General features: G+C 60.2%; 19 protein-coding genes. 18 read left to right on the top strand and 1 reads right to left on the bottom strand.

All coding sequences use genetic code 11. The features are described 5' to 3' along the window. Positions 1-12: 12 nt before the first annotated feature. From rpoC to recQ, 3 genes are all read left to right on the top strand, one after another. Positions 13-4,263, top strand: a complete 4,251-nt coding sequence (gene rpoC / locus B0G62_RS25490; RefSeq protein WP_103706968.1) for a DNA-directed RNA polymerase subunit beta' — start codon at positions 13-15, stop codon at positions 4,261-4,263. Between the two features lie 294 nt (positions 4,264-4,557). Continuing rightward, positions 4,558-4,884 carry a hypothetical protein gene (locus tag B0G62_RS25485; protein WP_103706967.1) on the top strand — a complete coding sequence of 109 codons (327 nt, stop codon included), beginning with the start codon at positions 4,558-4,560 and terminating at the stop codon, positions 4,882-4,884. Positions 4,885-5,026: 142 nt separating this feature from the next. After that, positions 5,027-6,874: a DNA helicase RecQ gene (gene recQ, locus B0G62_RS25480; RefSeq protein ID WP_103706966.1), complete on the top strand. Its 1,848-nt coding sequence runs from the start codon at positions 5,027-5,029 to the stop codon at positions 6,872-6,874. A 19-nt stretch (positions 6,875-6,893) separates the two neighbouring features. Here the strand turns inward: recQ and B0G62_RS25475 are convergent, their stop codons facing one another. Further along, the gene (locus B0G62_RS25475; RefSeq protein WP_103706965.1) at positions 6,894-7,919 is read right to left on the bottom strand and encodes a P63C domain-containing protein; all 1,026 of its coding nucleotides are present in this window, start codon (positions 7,917-7,919) and stop codon (positions 6,894-6,896) included. Between the two features lie 365 nt (positions 7,920-8,284). Between B0G62_RS25475 and rpsL the strand changes: the two genes are divergently transcribed. The 15 genes from rpsL (at position 8,285) to rpsQ (ending at position 18,250) form a co-directional block, all read left to right on the top strand. After that, positions 8,285-8,665, top strand: coding sequence for a 30S ribosomal protein S12 (rpsL, locus tag B0G62_RS25470; protein WP_027821136.1), 381 nt, complete (start codon positions 8,285-8,287; stop codon positions 8,663-8,665). A gap of 185 nt (positions 8,666-8,850) precedes the next feature. Then, positions 8,851-9,321, top strand: coding sequence for a 30S ribosomal protein S7 (rpsG, locus tag B0G62_RS25465; protein ID WP_006053291.1), 471 nt, complete (start codon positions 8,851-8,853; stop codon positions 9,319-9,321). 150 nt (positions 9,322-9,471) lie between these two features. Continuing rightward, entirely contained in the window at positions 9,472-11,574 is a 2,103-nt protein-coding gene (fusA, locus tag B0G62_RS25460; protein ID WP_103706964.1) for an elongation factor G, read from the top strand. 91 nt (positions 11,575-11,665) lie between these two features. After that, positions 11,666-12,856, top strand: coding sequence for an elongation factor Tu (gene tuf, locus B0G62_RS25455; protein WP_017333531.1), 1,191 nt, complete (start codon positions 11,666-11,668; stop codon positions 12,854-12,856). A gap of 138 nt (positions 12,857-12,994) precedes the next feature. Next, complete coding sequence (rpsJ, locus tag B0G62_RS25450) at positions 12,995-13,306, top strand: 30S ribosomal protein S10 (RefSeq protein ID WP_017777154.1); 312 nt, start codon at positions 12,995-12,997, stop codon at positions 13,304-13,306. 199 nt (positions 13,307-13,505) lie between these two features. Continuing rightward, complete coding sequence (gene rplC / locus B0G62_RS25445) at positions 13,506-14,165, top strand: 50S ribosomal protein L3 (protein ID WP_027819356.1); 660 nt, start codon at positions 13,506-13,508, stop codon at positions 14,163-14,165. Further along, complete coding sequence (rplD, locus tag B0G62_RS25440) at positions 14,165-14,785, top strand: 50S ribosomal protein L4 (protein ID WP_027819355.1); 621 nt, start codon at positions 14,165-14,167, stop codon at positions 14,783-14,785. The genes rplC and rplD overlap by 1 nt, the downstream gene beginning before the upstream one ends. Further along, the gene (rplW, locus tag B0G62_RS25435; protein WP_027819354.1) at positions 14,782-15,096 is read left to right on the top strand and encodes a 50S ribosomal protein L23; all 315 of its coding nucleotides are present in this window, start codon (positions 14,782-14,784) and stop codon (positions 15,094-15,096) included. Before rplD ends, rplW begins: the two co-directional genes overlap by 4 nt. A gap of 2 nt (positions 15,097-15,098) precedes the next feature. Further along, positions 15,099-15,926 carry a 50S ribosomal protein L2 gene (gene rplB, locus B0G62_RS25430; RefSeq protein ID WP_103706963.1) on the top strand — a complete coding sequence of 276 codons (828 nt, stop codon included), beginning with the start codon at positions 15,099-15,101 and terminating at the stop codon, positions 15,924-15,926. Between the two features lie 10 nt (positions 15,927-15,936). Continuing rightward, positions 15,937-16,212 (top strand): 30S ribosomal protein S19, encoded by a 276-nt coding sequence (gene rpsS, locus B0G62_RS25425; protein ID WP_027797286.1) that lies wholly within the window; start codon positions 15,937-15,939, stop codon positions 16,210-16,212. A gap of 12 nt (positions 16,213-16,224) precedes the next feature. Continuing rightward, positions 16,225-16,554, top strand: coding sequence for a 50S ribosomal protein L22 (gene rplV / locus B0G62_RS25420; RefSeq protein ID WP_004199272.1), 330 nt, complete (start codon positions 16,225-16,227; stop codon positions 16,552-16,554). A gap of 11 nt (positions 16,555-16,565) precedes the next feature. Next, entirely contained in the window at positions 16,566-17,357 is a 792-nt protein-coding gene (gene rpsC / locus B0G62_RS25415) for a 30S ribosomal protein S3 (protein ID WP_027797287.1), read from the top strand. Between the two features lie 2 nt (positions 17,358-17,359). Beyond that, the gene (gene rplP, locus B0G62_RS25410) at positions 17,360-17,776 is read left to right on the top strand and encodes a 50S ribosomal protein L16 (protein WP_103706962.1); all 417 of its coding nucleotides are present in this window, start codon (positions 17,360-17,362) and stop codon (positions 17,774-17,776) included. A gap of 10 nt (positions 17,777-17,786) precedes the next feature. Beyond that, entirely contained in the window at positions 17,787-17,981 is a 195-nt protein-coding gene (gene rpmC, locus B0G62_RS25405) for a 50S ribosomal protein L29 (protein ID WP_027819350.1), read from the top strand. Continuing rightward, positions 17,978-18,250, top strand: coding sequence for a 30S ribosomal protein S17 (gene rpsQ, locus B0G62_RS25400; protein ID WP_027819349.1), 273 nt, complete (start codon positions 17,978-17,980; stop codon positions 18,248-18,250). The genes rpmC and rpsQ overlap by 4 nt, the downstream gene beginning before the upstream one ends. Positions 18,251-18,474 lie beyond the last annotated feature (224 nt).

Below are 18,474 nucleotides of genomic sequence, written 5' to 3'. Positions count from 1 at the left end.
GGAGAGAAGGCAATGAAAGCTCTGCTCGATCTATTCAAGCAAGTCCAACAAGAAGAAGTTTTTGACGCGATCAAGATCGGTCTGGCCTCGCCGGACAAGATCCGCTCGTGGTCGTTCGGCGAAGTGAAGAAGCCGGAGACCATCAACTACCGTACCTTCAAGCCGGAACGCGATGGTCTGTTCTGCGCGAAGATCTTCGGGCCGATCAAGGACTACGAGTGCCTGTGCGGCAAGTACAAGCGCCTGAAGCACCGTGGCGTGATCTGCGAGAAGTGCGGCGTTGAAGTCACGCTGGCGAAGGTGCGCCGCGAACGCATGGGCCACATCGAACTGGCCTCGCCGGTCGCGCACATCTGGTTCCTGAAGTCGCTGCCGTCGCGTCTGGGCATGGTGCTCGACATGACGCTGCGCGACATCGAACGCGTGCTGTATTTCGAGGCATACGTGGTGATCGAACCGGGCATGACGCCGCTGAAGGCGCGTCAGATCATGACCGAAGAGGATTACTACAATAAGGTCGAAGAGTACGGCGACGAATTCCGCGCTGAAATGGGCGCGGAAGGCGTGCGCGAGCTGCTGCGCGCGATCAACATCGACGAACAGGTCGAAACGCTGCGCACCGAGCTGAAGAACACCGGCTCGGAAGCGAAGATCAAGAAGTACGCGAAGCGCCTGAAGGTGCTTGAGGCCTTCCAGCGTTCGGGCATCAAGCCCGAATGGATGGTGCTCGAAGTGCTGCCGGTGCTGCCGCCCGAACTGCGTCCGCTGGTGCCGCTGGACGGTGGCCGCTTCGCGACTTCGGACCTGAACGATCTGTATCGCCGCGTCATCAACCGTAACAACCGTCTGAAGCGTCTGCTCGAGCTGAAGGCGCCGGAGATCATCGTCCGCAACGAAAAGCGGATGCTCCAGGAAGCGGTTGACTCGCTGCTCGACAACGGTCGTCGCGGCAAGGCGATGACGGGCGCGAACAAGCGTCCGCTGAAGTCGCTCGCCGACATGATCAAGGGTAAGGGCGGCCGCTTCCGTCAGAACCTGCTGGGTAAGCGCGTGGACTACTCGGGCCGTTCGGTCATCGTGGTGGGTCCGACGCTCAAGCTTCACCAGTGCGGTCTGCCGAAGCTGATGGCGCTCGAACTGTTCAAGCCGTTCATCTTCAACAAGCTGGAAACGATGGGCGTCGCGACGACCATCAAGGCTGCGAAGAAGGAAGTCGAGAACCAGACGGCGGTGGTGTGGGACATCCTGGAAGAGGTGATCCGCGAACATCCGGTCATGCTCAACCGTGCGCCGACGCTTCACCGTCTTGGCATTCAGGCTTTCGAGCCGGTGCTGATCGAAGGTAAGGCTATCCAGCTGCACCCGCTCGTTTGCGCGGCGTTCAACGCCGACTTCGACGGTGACCAGATGGCTGTTCACGTTCCGCTGTCGCTCGAAGCGCAGATGGAAGCGCGCACGCTCATGCTCGCGTCGAACAACGTCCTGTTCCCGGCCAACGGCGATCCGTCGATCGTGCCGTCGCAGGATATCGTGCTGGGCCTGTACTACGCCACGCGTGAAGCGATCAACGGCAAGGGCGAAGGCATGACGTTCACGGGCGTGTCGGAAGCGATCCGCGCGTACGAGAACAAGGAAGTCGAGCTGGCCTCGCGCGTGAACGTGCGTATTACCGAAATGGTCCACAACGAGGACAAGTCGGAAGGCGCACCGGCATTCGTGCCGAAGATCACGCTGTACGCGACCACGATCGGCCGTTCGATCCTGTCGGAAATCCTGCCGCCGGGTCTGCCGTTCTCGGTGCTGAACAAGCCGCTGAAGAAGAAGGAAATTTCGCGTCTGATCAACACGGCATTCCGCAAGTGCGGTCTGCGCGAAACGGTGATCTTTGCTGACCAGCTGATGCAGTCGGGTTTCCGCCTGGCCACGCGCGCCGGTATTTCGATCTGCGTGGACGACATGCTCGTGCCGCCGCAGAAAGAAACCATCGTCGGCGAAGCCGCGAAGAAGGTGAAGGAATACGACCGTCAGTACATGTCGGGCCTCGTCACCGCACAGGAACGCTACAACAACGTGGTCGACATCTGGTCGAACACGTCGGAAGCGGTCGGCAAGGCGATGATGGAGCAGCTCGCGACGGAACCGGTTATCGACCGCGACGGCAAGGAAACGCGTCAGGAATCGTTCAACTCGATCTACATGATGGCCGACTCGGGCGCGCGGGGTTCCGCAACGCAGATTCGCCAGCTTGCGGGTATGCGCGGCCTGATGGCGAAGCCGGACGGCTCGATTATCGAAACGCCGATTACCGCGAACTTCCGCGAAGGTCTGAACGTGTTGCAGTACTTCATCTCGACCCACGGTGCACGTAAGGGTCTGGCTGATACGGCACTGAAGACCGCGAACTCGGGTTACCTGACGCGTCGTCTCGTCGACGTCACGCAGGATCTGGTGGTCGTCGAGGAAGATTGCGGCACGTCGAACGGCGTCGCGATGAAGGCGCTCGTGGAAGGCGGTGAAGTCGTCGAAGCGCTGCGCGACCGTATTCTCGGCCGTGTGGCGGTGGCGGACGTCGTCAATCCTGAAACCCAGGAAACGATCTACGCTTCGGGCGACCTGCTCGACGAAGACGCGGTCGAAACGATCGAAAGCCTCGGCATCGACGAAGTGCGCGTGCGCACGCCGCTGACCTGCGAAACGCGTTACGGCCTGTGCGCATCGTGCTACGGCCGCGATCTGGGTCGTGGTTCGCGCGTGAACGTCGGCGAAGCTGTCGGCGTGATCGCAGCACAGTCGATCGGCGAACCGGGCACGCAGCTCACGATGCGTACGTTCCACATCGGTGGTGCGGCATCGCGTGCAGCAGTGGCTTCGTCGGTCGAAGCCAAGAGCAACGGTACGGTCCGCTTCACGGTGACGATGCGTTACGTCACGAATGCGAAGGGCGAGCAGATCGTCATTTCGCGTTCGGGCGAAGCCATCATCACCGACGATCACGGCCGCGAGCGCGAGCGTCATAAGGTGCCGTACGGCGCGACGCTGCTGCAGCTCGACGGCGACGCGATCAAGGCAGGCACGCAGCTCGCCACGTGGGATCCGCTGACGCGTCCGATCATCACCGAGTACGGTGGTACGGTGAAGTTCGAAAACGTCGAAGAAGGCGTGACGGTTGCCAAGCAGATCGACGATGTCACGGGTCTGTCGACCCTCGTCGTGATCGACGTGAAGCGCCGTGGTTCGCAGGCTTCGAAGAGCGTGCGTCCGCAGGTCAAGCTGCTCGACGCGAACGGCGACGAAGTCAAGATCCCGGGCACGGAGCATTCGGTGCAGATCGGCTTCCAGGTCGGCGCACTGATTACCGTGAAGGACGGTCAGCAGGTTCAGGTGGGTGAAGTGCTCGCACGTATCCCGACCGAATCGCAGAAGACGCGTGACATTACCGGTGGTCTGCCGCGTGTGGCGGAACTGTTCGAAGCACGTTCGCCGAAGGACGCAGGTATCCTGGCGGAAGTCACGGGTACGACGTCGTTCGGTAAGGACACGAAGGGCAAGCAGCGTCTCGTTATCACGGACCTCGAAGGCAATCAGCACGAGTTCCTGATCGCGAAGGAAAAGCAGGTGCTGGTCCACGATGGTCAGGTCGTCAACAAGGGCGAAATGATCGTGGACGGCCCGGCCGATCCGCACGACATCCTGCGTCTGCAGGGTATCGAAGCGCTGTCGCGTTACATCGTTGACGAAGTGCAGGACGTGTACCGTCTGCAGGGCGTGAAGATTAACGACAAGCACATCGAAGTGATCGTGCGTCAGATGCTGCGTCGTGTGCAGATCACCGACAACGGGGACACGCGCTTCATCCCGGGCGAGCAGGTCGAGCGTTCGGACATGCTGGACGAAAACGACAAGATGAACGCCGAGGACAAGCGCCCGGCAACGTACGAGAACGTGCTGCTCGGTATTACGAAGGCATCGCTCTCGACGGATTCGTTCATCTCGGCGGCATCGTTCCAGGAAACGACGCGCGTGCTGACCGAAGCGGCGATCATGGGCAAGCGCGACGATCTGCGCGGCCTGAAGGAAAACGTCATCGTCGGCCGTCTGATTCCGGCTGGTACGGGTCTCGCCTTCCACAAGGCGCGCCGTGCGAAGGAATCGTCGGATCGCGAGCGTTTCGACCAGATCGCAGCGGAAGAAGCGTTCGAATTCGGTACGCCGGAAACCCCGGCCGCCGAAGTGCCGGAACAGCCGCACACGACGGACGAGTAAAGCGGGAGGCGGCACAAGCCGCTTCTTGCAGCGCTCGCATCGTAGATGCGTCACAAAAGCCGTCTGGTTCACGCCAGACGGCTTTTTTATTTGGCCGATCGGTTAGGTGTTCTGTATATGGCTGGCGGCCGGTCGCCTGCTTTACGGTTCGCGTGTGCGACCTCGCGCCGCAGCGCGGGCGAGGTCGCTGCGCGCTGCGGCGTCGCGTGCTAACGTAGCGCGCCAAGTCCGGCTGCGCGAGTCATTTCGGACTCCCGTGCAGGCGGCATTTATCTGAATCTGGAGGCGGTAATCATGTGGTTTGTCGGGATCGGTCTCATCCTGAATCTGGTGGCGTGCATCGCCAATTTTTCGCATCTGCTGCACTTCGTCGGCAACGAACAGGCCGCCAACTTCTTCGCGACGTTCCTCGTCCTGTGGGCGTTCCTGATCATCGGCTTCATCATGCAACTGGCGCGCAAGGTACGCATGGGCGCGTTGCTGCTCACGCTGGGCTCGCTCGTGTTCATGGTGGGCAGCGCCGTGCTGTTGCCGTTTGGTTTGCTCGTCGCGGTGTCGTTCGTCGCGGGGATCGTGACGATCATCGGTGCGCTGAAGGTCATGCGCCGGCGCGAGGCCTGAGCGCGGCTCGCGTCACCGCTTCTTCGTTTTTTCGCTGTTTTACCCTGGCCGGACGGCCAATCTTCGAGGTCGCGGCGCTCAGGGGGGCGTCCGGGTTGGTAAAATCCGGTCCACCGTCTCCGCTCCCTCTGCCGCCGCCTTCATGTCCCGCTCCCTCGAAATCCTCAACGAAGTCTTCGGTTATCCTGCTTTTCGAGGGCAGCAAGGCGAGATCGTCGAACACGTCGCGAATGGCGGCGATTCGCTCGTGCTCATGCCCACCGGCGGCGGCAAATCGCTGTGCTACCAGATTCCGGCGCTCGTGCGCCACGAGGCCGGGCACGGCGCGGGCATCGTCGTCTCGCCGCTGATCGCGCTGATGCAGGATCAGGTGGCAGCGCTCACCGAAGTCGGCGTGCGCGCCGCGTATCTCAATTCCACGCTCAGCGGCGCCGAGGCCGCGGCCACCGAGCGCGCGCTGCGCGAGGGCGATCTCGATCTGCTCTACGTGGCGCCCGAGCGCCTGATGACCGCGCGCTTTCTCGATCTGCTCGAACGCTCGCGCGTCGGCCTGTTCGCGATCGACGAGGCGCACTGCGTCTCGCAATGGGGGCACGATTTCCGCCCCGAATACATCCAGCTTTCCGTCCTGCACGAGCGCTTCCCGGACGTGCCGCGCATCGCGCTCACGGCGACCGCCGACGCGATCACGCGCGACGAGATCGTGCATCGTCTCGCGCTCGACGACGCGCGCATCTTCGTCTCCAGCTTCGACCGGCCGAACATCCGCTACCGCATCGTCGAAAAGGACAATGCGCGCACGCAGCTGCTCGACTTCATCCGCGCGGAACATACGCGTGCGGACGGCACGACCGACGCCGGCGTGGTCTATTGCCTGTCGCGCCGCAAGGTCGAGGAAACTGCGGAATGGCTCAAGGGGCAGGGCGTGCGCGCGCTGCCCTATCACGCGGGCATGGAATTCGAGGTGCGGCAAAAGCATCAGGAGCTGTTCCAGCGCGAGGAAGGCGTGGTGATGTGCGCGACCATTGCCTTCGGCATGGGCATCGACAAGCCGGACGTGCGCTTCGTCGCGCACCTGGATTTGCCCAAGAGCGTGGAAGGCTACTACCAGGAAACCGGCCGCGCGGGCCGCGACGGGCTGGCGGCCAATGCGTGGATGGCCTACGGCCTGGGCGACGTGGTGCAGCAGCGCAAGATGATCGACGAATCCGACGCCGACGATCAGCACAAGCGCGTGCAGACGGGCAAGCTCGATGCGCTGCTCGGCTTGTGCGAGACGGCCACATGCCGGCGCGTGCGCCTGCTCGCGTACTTCGGCGAAGAGAGCAAGCCCTGCGGCAACTGCGATACGTGTCTTGAGCCGCCCGCCACCTGGGACGCGACGCGCGAGGCGCAAATGGCGCTGTCCTGCGTGTTCCGCGCGCAGCGCGCGAGCGGCTTTAACTTCGGTGCGGGGCATCTGATCGACATTCTGCGCGGCAACCGCAGCGAAAAGATCCTCCAGCGCGGGCACGAGAAAATTTCCACCTTCGGCATCGGCGCCGCGCTTTCTGAGCCCGAATGGCGCGCGATTTTCCGGCAGCTGGTGGCGTTCGGCTATCTCACCGTCGATCACGACGGCTATGGCGCGCTCGTGCTCACGGAGGCGAGCAAGCCCGTGCTCAAGGGCGAGCAGAACGTCACGATGCGCCGCTACGTGAAGCCCACGCGCACGCGTGCGTCGTCGAGCCGCACGAGCGAGCGTGCCGATCCGACTCTGGGCATGAGCCCGCGTCAGCGCGCGCGCTGGGATCGCCTGCGCCTGTGGCGCACCGAGACCGCGAAGAGCGAGGGCGTGCCCGCCTACGTGATCTTCCATGACGCCACGCTGGCGGAAATCGCGCGCAACGGTCCCGAGTCCGTGGACGAGTTGCGCGATATCGCGGGCATCGGCGCGCGCAAGCTCGAGCGCTTCGGCGAGGAGCTGGTCGAAGTCGTCGGCGACGACTGAAATAACTCACGATCCAGTGTCAGTTATCCTCTTTCTCTGCGTCTTCAAAATTCAATGGCAGTGTCGAGCCGTAACGTGGATGGACGATATCGACATTCGCAAAGAAATCCTTAGAGGTTTTCGATAATTTCAGGATCGAAACAATCGAGGAGAGGTGCTCACGAAGCTTGGGGTGTCCAATATCTTGCGTTAGCCATCGATGGAGATGCGCTTTCCTTTCGGCGCGCGAGGCAAGCCGCTTGAGCTCGGGGAGCAATTCTGGAGCTAGGCGTGAATAGACAACCTCGTTTGTGATTTTGCCGATAAATGACGGTCTCCACGATTTGTTCCCTTCTGGGGGAAACGGCAACTTATATAGGCGAAAGAGGTGCTCGTAGTAATCCGGTGGGAACGTCTTAACGTACGGTTGGAGTTCTTTAGCTACGAACGCTTCTAGAATTTTGGCGAGCGCATCCCGTTCGCGGTCCTTTTGATATCCGGTTGCCTCGTCAACGAGCGCGATGATGCCAACGCGAGCAAAGCCACGTACCAAAAGCTCTGCTTGCGCACCGATATGCTCCTGTTGTTTCATTAGAAGCCCCTCTGCTCTGGCCCCCAACACGACATCACATAGGTCGGCTAGTACAGTCGCCTCATAGCCGTAGGCTATTTTTCCACCTAAATTGAATTTAATCGGGTCTTTTAGTCTCTCGGCTAAAGCAACGCTGCGCGCAGACAACGTGTTGTTTTCCTTGAACTTTTCAGCGAGAGAGAGCGCAAATGCGGCCAGTCGCTGCTCGCCACCGGTTCCGCCGCCGGTCGACATCCCAATACCAGCTTGAAGCCCCCGTTGAGATAGCACCCGGATGCCATTTTCTAGGACGTAGCAGGGGATTTGAGCATCCCCAATCGTCAGAGGATGGTCCGTAGAGCCGTGCGTCACTTTCGGCAACGAGGCGAGTTCCTTCTTCGCTGCCGCAGCTCGAGTGGCGATCTCCTTTCGGCGCTCGGGACTGAGAGACGCAGCGCGAGCTGCGGCGCCGACTGCTTTTCCTTTAGCTTCCAAGGCTTTCTCCTATTGTTTGATGGGGTGAAAGTACATTTGCAAGATTAAACTTGCAAATGTACTTTTGCAAGATTTTATGGGAATTCTTGTCGTGGGCCATCCTCTGTGGATTGGTCAAGAGGTGAGGGCGAGCAAGGAACATGAGGAAATAGCCACATCGACAACTTTTTTCTCTGTCGTCCGAAATGCTGCAACCCGTTGACTCGCTTGGTATTTTCGGAATATCATGCTGGGTTCCGGTCTTTGGGATGTGCGCGCTCGTCGCGTGTTTCCGGGCCCGGAGTTCTCGTAGGAGTTTAGATGCATGGTTTTCCGCTTTGCCCGGAAATAAATGCATCGATTTTGTTCAATTTCAGGAATAAACAATGCCAACCATCAATCAACTGGTTCGCAAAGGCCGCACTTCGGAAGTCACGAAGAGCAAGTCGCCGGCCCTGCAGGACTGCCCGCAGCGTCGCGGCGTGTGCACGCGTGTGTACACGACGACGCCGAAGAAGCCGAACTCGGCACTCCGTAAAGTCGCCAAGGTTCGTCTGACGAACGGCTTCGAAGTCATTTCGTACATCGGTGGTGAAGGCCACAACCTGCAGGAACACTCGGTTGTGCTGATCCGCGGCGGCCGTGTGAAGGACTTGCCGGGTGTGCGTTACCACATGGTTCGCGGCTCGCTGGATACCCAGGGCGTCAAGGATCGTAAGCAGGCTCGTTCGAAGTACGGCGCGAAGCGCGCGAAGGCTGCGAAGTAAGAGTCGAGCGTCGTCTGCGCTTTCGGGCGCTGGCGATAAAAGCGACAGGTGCCGGATTGGCCGGTGCTGTCGAGTAAGTGGTCACCCGACCAGGCTGGTAAGTCGTAATGGATGAATCGGGTTAGTTGGTGGCCGCGGAGCGTTGAGTTTATCCACGCTTCAACTGAAAAGTTAAAGGAAGAAACATGCCGCGTCGTCGCGAAGTCCCCAAGCGGGAAGTGTTGCCGGATCCGAAGTTCGGCAACGTTGATGTAGCCAAGTTCATGAACGTGCTGATGCTCTCCGGCAAGAAGTCGGTTGCCGAGCGTATCGTGTACGGCGCTTTCGAACAGATCCAGACCAAGGGTGGCAAGGACCCGCTGGAAGTGTTCACTGTCGCGCTCAACAACGTGAAGCCGGTGGTGGAAGTGAAGAGCCGCCGCGTTGGTGGTGCGAACTATCAGGTTCCGGTCGAAGTGCGCCCCTCGCGTCGTATGGCATTGGCGATGCGTTGGCTGCGTGAAGCCGCGAAGAAGCGTAGCGAGAAGTCGATGGCCCTGCGTCTGGCAGGTGAGCTCTCCGAAGCGGCCGAAGGCCGTGGCGGCGCGATGAAGAAGCGCGACGAAGTTCACCGGATGGCAGAAGCGAACAAGGCGTTCTCGCACTTCCGTTTCTAAGAGAAAACCCCTTCTGGGGTTGGCTCAAAAGACGGAAAAAATTCCGGGCGGGTGCGCTTATCAAGCGCCTCGCCCGTTTGTGTTCAGGCGCGTTGGGATCGAATCCGTTCAGGATCGACCCCGGCGCGCACCTCCCGATAGAGGATCAAAGTGGCTCGCAAGACTCCTATCGAGCGCTACCGTAACATCGGTATTAGCGCTCACATCGACGCCGGCAAGACGACGACGACCGAGCGCATTCTGTTTTACACCGGCGTGAACCACAAGATTGGTGAAGTTCACGACGGCGCTGCGACCATGGACTGGATGGAGCAGGAGCAGGAGCGTGGCATCACGATTACCTCCGCTGCTACGACCGCGTTCTGGAAGGGCATGGGCGGTAACTACCCCGAACACCGCATCAACATCATCGACACCCCGGGCCACGTCGACTTCACGATTGAAGTCGAGCGCTCGATGCGCGTGCTCGACGGCGCATGCATGGTCTACTGCGCAGTGGGCGGCGTTCAGCCCCAGTCGGAAACCGTGTGGCGTCAGGCTAACAAGTACAAGGTTCCCCGCCTCGCGTTCGTCAACAAGATGGACCGTACCGGCGCGAACTTCTTCAAGGTCTACGACCAGCTGAAGACGCGTCTGAAGGCGAACCCGGTTCCTGTCGTCGTGCCGATCGGCGCGGAAGACACGTTCACGGGCGTGGTCGACCTCATCAAGATGAAGGCGATCATTTGGGACGAAGCCTCGCAAGGCACGAAGTTCGACTACGTCGATATCCCCGCTGAACTCGTTGACTCGTGCAACGAATGGCGCGAAAAGATGATCGAGTCGGCTGCTGAAGCCAGCGAAGAGCTGATGGAAAAGTACCTCGGCGGCGACGAGCTGACCGAAGCGGAAATCGTCAAGGCGATCCGCGACCGGACCATCGCTTGCGAAATCCAGCCGATGCTGTGCGGCACCGCGTTCAAGAACAAGGGCGTGCAGCGTATGCTCGACGCCGTGATCGACTTCCTGCCGTCGCCGGTGGACATTCCCCCGGTTACGGGCGAACTCGAAAACGGCGATAAGGCAGAGCGCCGTGCAGCCGACGACGAGAAGTTCTCGGCACTCGCGTTCAAGATCATGACCGACCCGTTCGTCGGCCAGCTGATCTTCTTCCGCGCGTACTCGGGCGTCGTCAACTCGGGCGACACGGTGCTGAACTCGACCAAGGGCAAGAAGGAGCGCCTCGGCCGTATTCTGCAGATGCACGCGAACAACCGCGAAGAAATCAAGGAAGTTCGTGCAGGCGACATCGCCGCAGCCGTTGGCCTGAAGGAAGCGACCACGGGCGATACGCTGTGCGACCCGGCGAACCCGATCATCCTGGAACGCATGATTTTCCCGGAACCGGTGATTTCGCAGGCCGTCGAGCCGAAGACCAAGGCTGACCAGGAAAAGATGGGCCTCGCCCTGAACCGCCTGGCACAGGAAGACCCGTCGTTCCGCGTCCAGACGGACGAAGAATCGGGCCAGACCATCATTTCGGGTATGGGCGAGCTCCACCTCGAAATTCTGGTCGACCGTATGAAGCGTGAATTCAACGTGGAAGCGACCGTCGGCAAGCCGCAGGTTGCGTACCGCGAAACGATCCGCTCCACGGCGAAGGACGTCGAAGGCAAGTTCGTCAAGCAGTCGGGCGGTCGCGGCCAGTTCGGTCACGCTGTCATCACGCTTGAGCCGAACGAGCAGGGCAAGGGCTACGAGTTCCTGGATGAGATCAAGGGCGGTGTGATTCCGCGTGAATTCATCCCGGCAGTGGACAAGGGTATCCAGGAAACGCTGAAGGCAGGCGTGCTGGCGGGCTTCCCGGTCGTCGACGTCAAGGTTCACCTGACGTTCGGTTCGTACCACGACGTTGACTCGAACGAAAATGCGTTCCGCATGGCCGGCTCGATGGCGTTCAAGGAAGCCATGCGCAAGGCTCAGCCGGTCATCCTCGAACCGATGATGGCCGTCGAAGTCGAAACGCCGGAAGACTACATGGGCAACGTGATGGGCGACCTGTCGGGCCGTCGCGGTATCGTCCAGGGCATGGAAGACATGGTTGGCGGCGGCAAGATCGTTCGCGCCGAAGTGCCGCTGTCGGAAATGTTCGGCTACTCGACGTCGCTGCGCTCGCTGTCGCAAGGCCGCGCAACGTACACGATGGAATTCAAGCACTACGCAGAAGCACCGCGTAACGTGGCCGACGCGATCATTAGCGCGAAGGCGAAGTAAGCATCGGCGCTCATTTGAGCACGCAGCGGATCGGGCAGGTGCCCGGTCCGCATCGCACAGTCGTTCACCACTTTTTTGAAAGAAGAGAAACATGGCAAAAGGTAAATTCGAGCGGACCAAGCCGCACGTGAACGTTGGCACGATCGGTCACGTTGACCACGGCAAGACCACGCTGACGGCAGCGATCACGACGGTTCTGACCAAGAAGTTCGGCGGCGAAGCGAAGGCATACGACCAGATCGATGCAGCGCCGGAAGAAAAGGCACGCGGTATTACCATCAACACCGCACACGTCGAGTACGAAACGGCTAACCGCCACTACGCACACGTCGACTGCCCGGGCCACGCTGACTATGTGAAGAACATGATCACGGGCGCGGCACAGATGGACGGCGCGATCCTGGTTTGCTCGGCTGCTGACGGCCCGATGCCGCAAACGCGTGAGCACATCCTGCTGGCACGTCAGGTTGGCGTTCCGTACATCATCGTCTTCCTGAACAAGTGCGACATGGTCGACGACGCCGAGCTGCTCGAGCTGGTCGAAATGGAAGTGCGCGAACTTCTGTCGAAGTACGACTTCCCGGGCGACGACACGCCGATCGTGAAGGGTTCGGCTAAGCTGGCGCTGGAAGGCGACACGGGCGAGCTGGGCGAAGTGGCGATCATGAACCTGGCCGACGCACTCGACACGTACATCCCGACGCCGGAGCGTGCAGTTGACGGCGCCTTCCTGATGCCGGTTGAAGACGTGTTCTCGATCTCGGGTCGCGGCACGGTGGTGACGGGTCGCGTTGAGCGCGGCATCGTCAAGGTCGGCGAGGAAATCGAAATCGTCGGTATCAAGCCGACGGTGAAGACGACCTGCACGGGCGTGGAAATGTTCCGCAAGCTGCTCGACCAGGGTCAGGCAGGCGACAACGTCGGTATCCTGCTGCGCGGCACGAAGCGTGAAGACGTGGAGCGTGGCCAGGTTCTGGCCAAGCCGGGTTCGATCACGCCGCACACGCACTTCACGGCTGAAGTGTACGTGCTGAGCAAGGACGAAGGCGGCCGTCACACGCCGTTCTTCAACAACTACCGTCCGCAGTTCTACTTCCGTACGACGGACGTGACGGGCTCGATCGAGCTGCCGAAGGACAAGGAAATGGTCATGCCGGGCGACAACGTGTCGATCACGGTGAAGCTGATCGCTCCGATCGCGATGGAAGAAGGTCTGCGCTTCGCCATCCGCGAAGGTGGCCGTACCGTCGGCGCCGGCGTCGTCGCGAAGATCATCGAGTAAATCGAGTAGAATAGTCGGCTTGCTGTAGAAGTTGATGTACCAGGGACCGGTCCCGCGACGCCTTGTCGCGGGACCGGTCCTGCGCTCTTTATATCGTCTGGCGGCGCAAGTCCGCCTCGCTCTTTCCAAGGAATCATCATGCAGAACCAAAAAATCCGTATCCGTCTGAAGGCTTTCGACTACCGTCTGATCGACCAGTCGGCTGCTGAAATCGTCGATACGGCGAAGCGCACGGGCGCCATCGTCCGCGGTCCGGTGCCGCTGCCGACGCGTATCCAGCGTTTCGACATTCTGCGCTCGCCGCACGTCAACAAGACGTCGCGCGACCAGCTCGAAATCCGCACCCACCTGCGCCTGATGGACATCGTCGATCCGACGGACAAGACCGTTGACGCGCTGATGAAGCTGGACTTGCCGGCTGGCGTGGACGTCGAAATCAAGCTGCAGTAAGAGTCTCGGGCGCGGTGAGGATAGCCTGATCGCGCTAAGTCTTTGATTGCTTGCGGAAATCGCAAGAGGACGTTATACTTGACGTCTTTTCGCGCATTTGCGCAAAAAATCGGTGTGACTTTGTGAACCTTTACCTCGCAAACATGCCGGTACTTTGTAAATTAGCCCCGACCAATCGCAGTCGGGAATGGAGAAAACGATGAGCCTTGGACTCGTAGGTCGCAAGGTTGGCATGACGCGCATCTTCACGGCTGACGGGGATTCGATTCCCGTGACCGTGCTGGACGTGTCCGACAACCGCGTGACGCAGATCAAGACTGTTGAAACCGACGGCTACACGGCCGTGCAGGTTGCGTTCGGTACGCGCCGCGCTTCGCGCGTGACGAAGCCGATCGCAGGTCATCTCGCCAAAGCCGGCGTTCAAGCCGGTGAAATCCTCAAGGAATTCCAGATCGACGCCGCCAAGGCTGCCGAGCTGTCGAATGGCGCCGTGATCGGTGTGGATCTCTTCTCGGAAGGCCAGAAGGTCGACGTGCAAGGCACCTCGATCGGTAAGGGCTACGCCGGTACCATCAAGCGTTACAACTTCGCTTCGGGTCGTGCTTCGCACGGCAACTCGCGCTCGCACAATGTGCCGGGCTCGATCGGTATGGCGCAGGATCCGGGTCGTGTTTTCCCGGGTAAGCGCATGACCGGTCACATGGGTGACGAAACCGTGACGGTGCAAAACCTCGAAATCGCCCGTATCGACGCAGAGCGCAAGCTGCTGCTCGTGAAGGGTGCTGTCCCGGGTGCAAAGGGCGGCAAGGTTTTCGTGACGCCGGCTGTCAAGGCCCGCGCCAAGAAAGGAGCGCAATAATGGAACTGAAGCTCCTGAACGCTAATGGTCAGGATGGCGCAGCAGTTAACGCGTCGGACGTCGTGTTCGGCCGTGACTACAACGAAGCGCTGATTCACCAGATCGTTGTCGCCTATCAGGCGAACGCGCGCAGCGGTAACCGCGCGCAGAAAGACCGTGAGCAGGTCAAGCACACCACCAAGAAGCCGTGGCGTCAGAAGGGTACGGGCCGCGCTCGTGCCGGTATGTCGTCGAGCCCGCTGTGGCGTGGCGGTGGTCGCATCTTCCCGAATTCGCCGGAAGAAAACTTCGCTCACAAGGTCAACAAGAAGATGCATCGCGCAGGCCTCTGCTCGATCTTCTCGCAGCTGGCCCGTGAAGGCCGCATCTCGGTCGTCGAAGAGTTTTCGCTCGAAGCGCCCAAGACGAAGCTGCTGGCCGAAAAGTTCAAGGCCATGGGTCTCGAATCCGTGCTGGTCATCACCGACACGGTCGACGAGAACCTGTTCCTGGCGTCGCGCAACCTGCCCCACGTGGCAGTCGTTGAGCCGCGCTTTGCCGACCCGCTCTCGCTGATCTACTTCAAGAAGATCCTGATCACGAAGGCTGCGGTTGCCCAGATCGAGGAGTTGCTGTCATGAGCGAGATTCGCAAGAACGATCATCGTTTGATGCAGGTCCTGCTCGCACCGGTGATCTCCGAAAAGGCGACCCTGGTGGCTGAGAAGAACGAACAAGTCGTCTTCGAAGTCGCGCCGGACGCGAACAAGCAGGAAGTCAAGGCTGCTGTCGAGCTGATGTTCAAGGTTGAAGTCGAGTCGGTGAACGTGCTTGTCCAGAAGGGCAAGGCCAAGCGTTTCGGCCGTTTCAACGGCAAGCGCAAGGACGTCAAGAAGGCGTACGTGTGCCTGAAGCCCGGCCAGGAAATCAACTTTGAAGCGGAGGCCAAGTAATCATGGCAATCGTGAAAGTTAAGCCGACTTCGCCGGGTCGCCGCGCGATGGTCAAGATCGTCAACAAGGACCTCCATAAGGGTGCGCCGTTCGCAGCGCTGCTCGAAAAGAAGTCCTCGAAGGCCGGTCGTAACAACAACGGTCGTATCACGACGCGTCACCAGGGTGGTGGTCACAAGCAGCACTACCGTCTGATCGATTTCCGTCGCAACAAGGACGGCATCGCAGCGAAGGTCGAGCGTCTGGAATATGACCCGAACCGTAGCGCGAACATCGCGCTGGTTCTGTACGCAGACGGCGAGCGCCGCTACATCATCGCGCCGAAGGGCGTGACGGTTGGCACGCAGCTGATGTCGGGTTCGGAAGCGCCGATCCGCGCAGGCAACACCCTGCCGATCCGCAACATTCCGGTCGGTACGACGATCCACTGCATCGAAATGCTGCCGGGCAAGGGCGCGCAGATCGCGCGTTCGGCTGGTACGTCGGCAATGCTGCTGGCACGCGAAGGCATCTACGCGCAGGTTCGTCTGCGTTCGGGTGAAATCCGTCGCGTCCACGTCGAATGCCGCGCAACGATCGGTGAAGTCGGCAACGAAGAGCACAGCCTCCGTCAAATCGGTAAGGCTGGCGCGAACCGCTGGCGCGGTATCCGCCCGACGGTCCGTGGCGTTGCAATGAACCCGGTCGATCACCCGCACGGTGGTGGTGAGGGTAAGACTGCTGCAGGTCGCGATCCGGTGAGCCCGTGGGGCACGCCGACGAAGGGCTACCGCACCCGCAGCAACAAGCGCACGACGAGCATGATCGTCCAGCGCCGTCACAAGCGTTAAGGAGTAGGCAATGGCACGTTCTATTAAGAAAGGTCCGTTCTGCGACGCCCATTTGCTGAAGAAGGTTGAGGCGGCTGCAGCAACGCGCGACAAGAAACCTATCAAGACCTGGTCGCGTCGTTCGACGATCCTGCCGGACTTCATCGGCCTGACGATCGCCGTTCATAACGGCCGTCAACACGTTCCCGTGTATGTCACGGAAAACATGGTCGGCCACAAGCTTGGCGAGTTCGCACTGACCCGGACGTTCAAGGGTCACGCGGCCGACAAGAAGGCCAAGAAATAAGGGGCTATCAAGATGGAAGTGAAGGCAATTCATCGCGGTGCCCGCATCTCGGCGCAGAAAACGCGCCTTGTGGCTGACCAGATCCGCGGTCTGCCGGTCGACAAGGCACTGAACGTTCTGACGTTCTCGCCCAAGAAAGCGGCAGGCATCGTGAAAAAGGTTGTGCTCTCGGCAATCGCCAATGCAGAGCACAACGAAGGCGCCGATATCGACGAGCTCAAGATCAAGAGCATCTACGTCGACAAGGCTGCTTCGCTGAAGCGTTTTACCGCACGCGCAAAGGGTCGCGGTAACCGCATCGAGAAGCAATCGTGTCACATCACTGTGACGGTCGGGAATTAAGGAGCCATACGATGGGACAGAAAATTCATCCGACTGGCTTCCGTTTGGCCGTCAGCCGCAATTGGGCTTCGCGTTGGTACGCGAACAACAACAATTTCGCGGCGATGTTGAAGGAAGACATCGGTGTTCGTGAATACCTGAAGAAGAAGCTGAAGAACGCTTCGGTGGGCCGTGTTGTGATCGAGCGTCCGGCAAAGAACGCTCGCATCACGATTTACAGCTCGCGTCCGGGTGTGGTTATCGGCAAGAAGGGCGAGGACATCGAACTCCTCAAGGCCGAACTGCAAAAGCGTATGGGCGTGCCGGTTCACGTCAACATCGAAGAAATCCGCAAGCCGGAAACCGATGCGCAACTGATCGCCGACTCGATCACGCAACAGCTCGAGCGCCGCATCATGTTCCGTCGCGCAATGAAGCGCGCGATGCAGAACGCGATGCGTCTGGGTGCCCAAGGCATCAAGATCATGAGCGCCGGCCGTCTGAACGGTATCGAAATCGCACGTACCGAATGGTACCGCGAAGGTCGAGTGCCGCTTCACACGCTGCGTGCTGATATCGACTACGCAACCTCGGAAGCGAAGACGACGTACGGCATCATCGGCGTGAAGGTTTGGGTCTACAAGGGCGACACGCTCGGCCGCAACGACGCACCGGTGGTGGAAGAAGTCGCCGAAGAAAAGCGTCCGCGCCGCAACGCGCGCCCGGGCGATCGTCGTCCGCGCCGTGATGGCGAAGGCGCGCCGGGTGCCCGTCGTGGCGCACCGCGCCGTGGCGCCGGTGGTGACGGCAAGAGTGGAGAATAACGATGCTGCAACCGAAACGCAGGAAGTATCGCAAAGAGCAGAAGGGTCGTAACACCGGCGTCGCAACGCGCGGCAACGCGGTTTCGTTCGGTGAGTACGGTCTGAAGGCTATCGGTCGTGGTCGCCTGACCGCACGTCAGATTGAATCGGCACGTCGTGCAATGACGCGTCACATCAAGCGTGGCGGCCGCATCTGGATCCGTATCTTCCCGGACAAGCCGATCTCGCAAAAGCCGGCGGAAGTGCGTATGGGTAACGGTAAGGGTAACCCTGAGTACTACGTCGCTGAGATTCAGCCGGGCAAGATGCTGTATGAAATGGATGGTGTGTCCGAAGAACTGGCCCGTGAAGCCTTCCGTCTGGCTGCAGCCAAGCTGCCGCTGAAGACGGTCTTCATGGTTCGCCAGCTCGGCGCCTAAGGAGTGATTGATGAAGGCATCTGAACTTCTTCAGAAAGACAAGGCCGCGCTCGACCAAGAGCTGTCGGACCTCTTGAAGGCGCAATTCGGCCTGCGCATGCAACTCGCGACCCAGCAGCTCACGAACACGAGCCAGCTGAAGAAGGTTCGTCGCGACATCGCACGTGTGCGGACCGTCCTGACTCAGAAGGCGAACCAGAAATGAACGAAAGCGTGAAAACCTCGCTTAAGCGGACGCTGGTCGGCAAAGTCGTCAGCAACAAGATGGACAAGACGGTCACCGTCCTGGTCGAGCGCCGCGTCAAGCACCCGATCTACGGCAAGTACGTCGTGCAGTCGAAGAAGTACCACGCTCACGACGAAGCGAACACGTACAACGAGGGTGACCTCGTTGAAATCCAGGAGACCCGTCCTCTCTCGAAGACGAAGGCCTGGACCGTGTCGAAGCTGCTCGAAGCGGCTCGCATCATCTAAAAAGTGATGCAACATCCCGGAGAACCTCTCTCCGGGATGTAGAAGTTGTTGAAATCGCTAAAGATTTCGCTTGCTAGACCAAGATTATCGAGTTATAGTCTTGGTCTTCCCTCTTTATGGGTTCGCTGTTGGCAAAGCAGTGGGCGGAAGTAGTGAGGGAAGTGGTTCGGGCGCCAGTCCGGATCTGCAAGATTCACCGGAATGCGATGGCCGGTTTCGTTTGC

It is taken from the genome of Paraburkholderia eburnea, from assembly GCF_002917095.1.
Lineage (GTDB): Bacteria > Pseudomonadota > Gammaproteobacteria > Burkholderiales > Burkholderiaceae > Paraburkholderia > Paraburkholderia eburnea.
This window is presented reverse-complemented; position numbering and strand designations above follow the sequence as displayed.

Coding starts and splice junctions, on each gene's coding strand:
- rpoC (WP_103706968.1), top strand. CDS start 13: ATGAAAGCTCTGCTCGATCTATTCAAGCAAGTCCAACAAGAAGAAGTT.
- B0G62_RS25485 (WP_103706967.1), top strand. CDS start 4,558: ATGTGGTTTGTCGGGATCGGTCTCATCCTGAATCTGGTGGCGTGCATC.
- recQ (WP_103706966.1), top strand. CDS start 5,027: ATGTCCCGCTCCCTCGAAATCCTCAACGAAGTCTTCGGTTATCCTGCT.
- rpsL (WP_027821136.1), top strand. CDS start 8,285: ATGCCAACCATCAATCAACTGGTTCGCAAAGGCCGCACTTCGGAAGTC.
- rpsG (WP_006053291.1), top strand. CDS start 8,851: ATGCCGCGTCGTCGCGAAGTCCCCAAGCGGGAAGTGTTGCCGGATCCG.
- tuf (WP_017333531.1), top strand. CDS start 11,666: ATGGCAAAAGGTAAATTCGAGCGGACCAAGCCGCACGTGAACGTTGGC.
- rpsJ (WP_017777154.1), top strand. CDS start 12,995: ATGCAGAACCAAAAAATCCGTATCCGTCTGAAGGCTTTCGACTACCGT.
- rplC (WP_027819356.1), top strand. CDS start 13,506: ATGAGCCTTGGACTCGTAGGTCGCAAGGTTGGCATGACGCGCATCTTC.
- rplD (WP_027819355.1), top strand. CDS start 14,165: ATGGAACTGAAGCTCCTGAACGCTAATGGTCAGGATGGCGCAGCAGTT.
- rplW (WP_027819354.1), top strand. CDS start 14,782: ATGAGCGAGATTCGCAAGAACGATCATCGTTTGATGCAGGTCCTGCTC.
- rplB (WP_103706963.1), top strand. CDS start 15,099: ATGGCAATCGTGAAAGTTAAGCCGACTTCGCCGGGTCGCCGCGCGATG.
- rpsS (WP_027797286.1), top strand. CDS start 15,937: ATGGCACGTTCTATTAAGAAAGGTCCGTTCTGCGACGCCCATTTGCTG.
- rplV (WP_004199272.1), top strand. CDS start 16,225: ATGGAAGTGAAGGCAATTCATCGCGGTGCCCGCATCTCGGCGCAGAAA.
- rpsC (WP_027797287.1), top strand. CDS start 16,566: ATGGGACAGAAAATTCATCCGACTGGCTTCCGTTTGGCCGTCAGCCGC.
- rplP (WP_103706962.1), top strand. CDS start 17,360: ATGCTGCAACCGAAACGCAGGAAGTATCGCAAAGAGCAGAAGGGTCGT.
- rpmC (WP_027819350.1), top strand. CDS start 17,787: ATGAAGGCATCTGAACTTCTTCAGAAAGACAAGGCCGCGCTCGACCAA.
- rpsQ (WP_027819349.1), top strand. CDS start 17,978: ATGAACGAAAGCGTGAAAACCTCGCTTAAGCGGACGCTGGTCGGCAAA.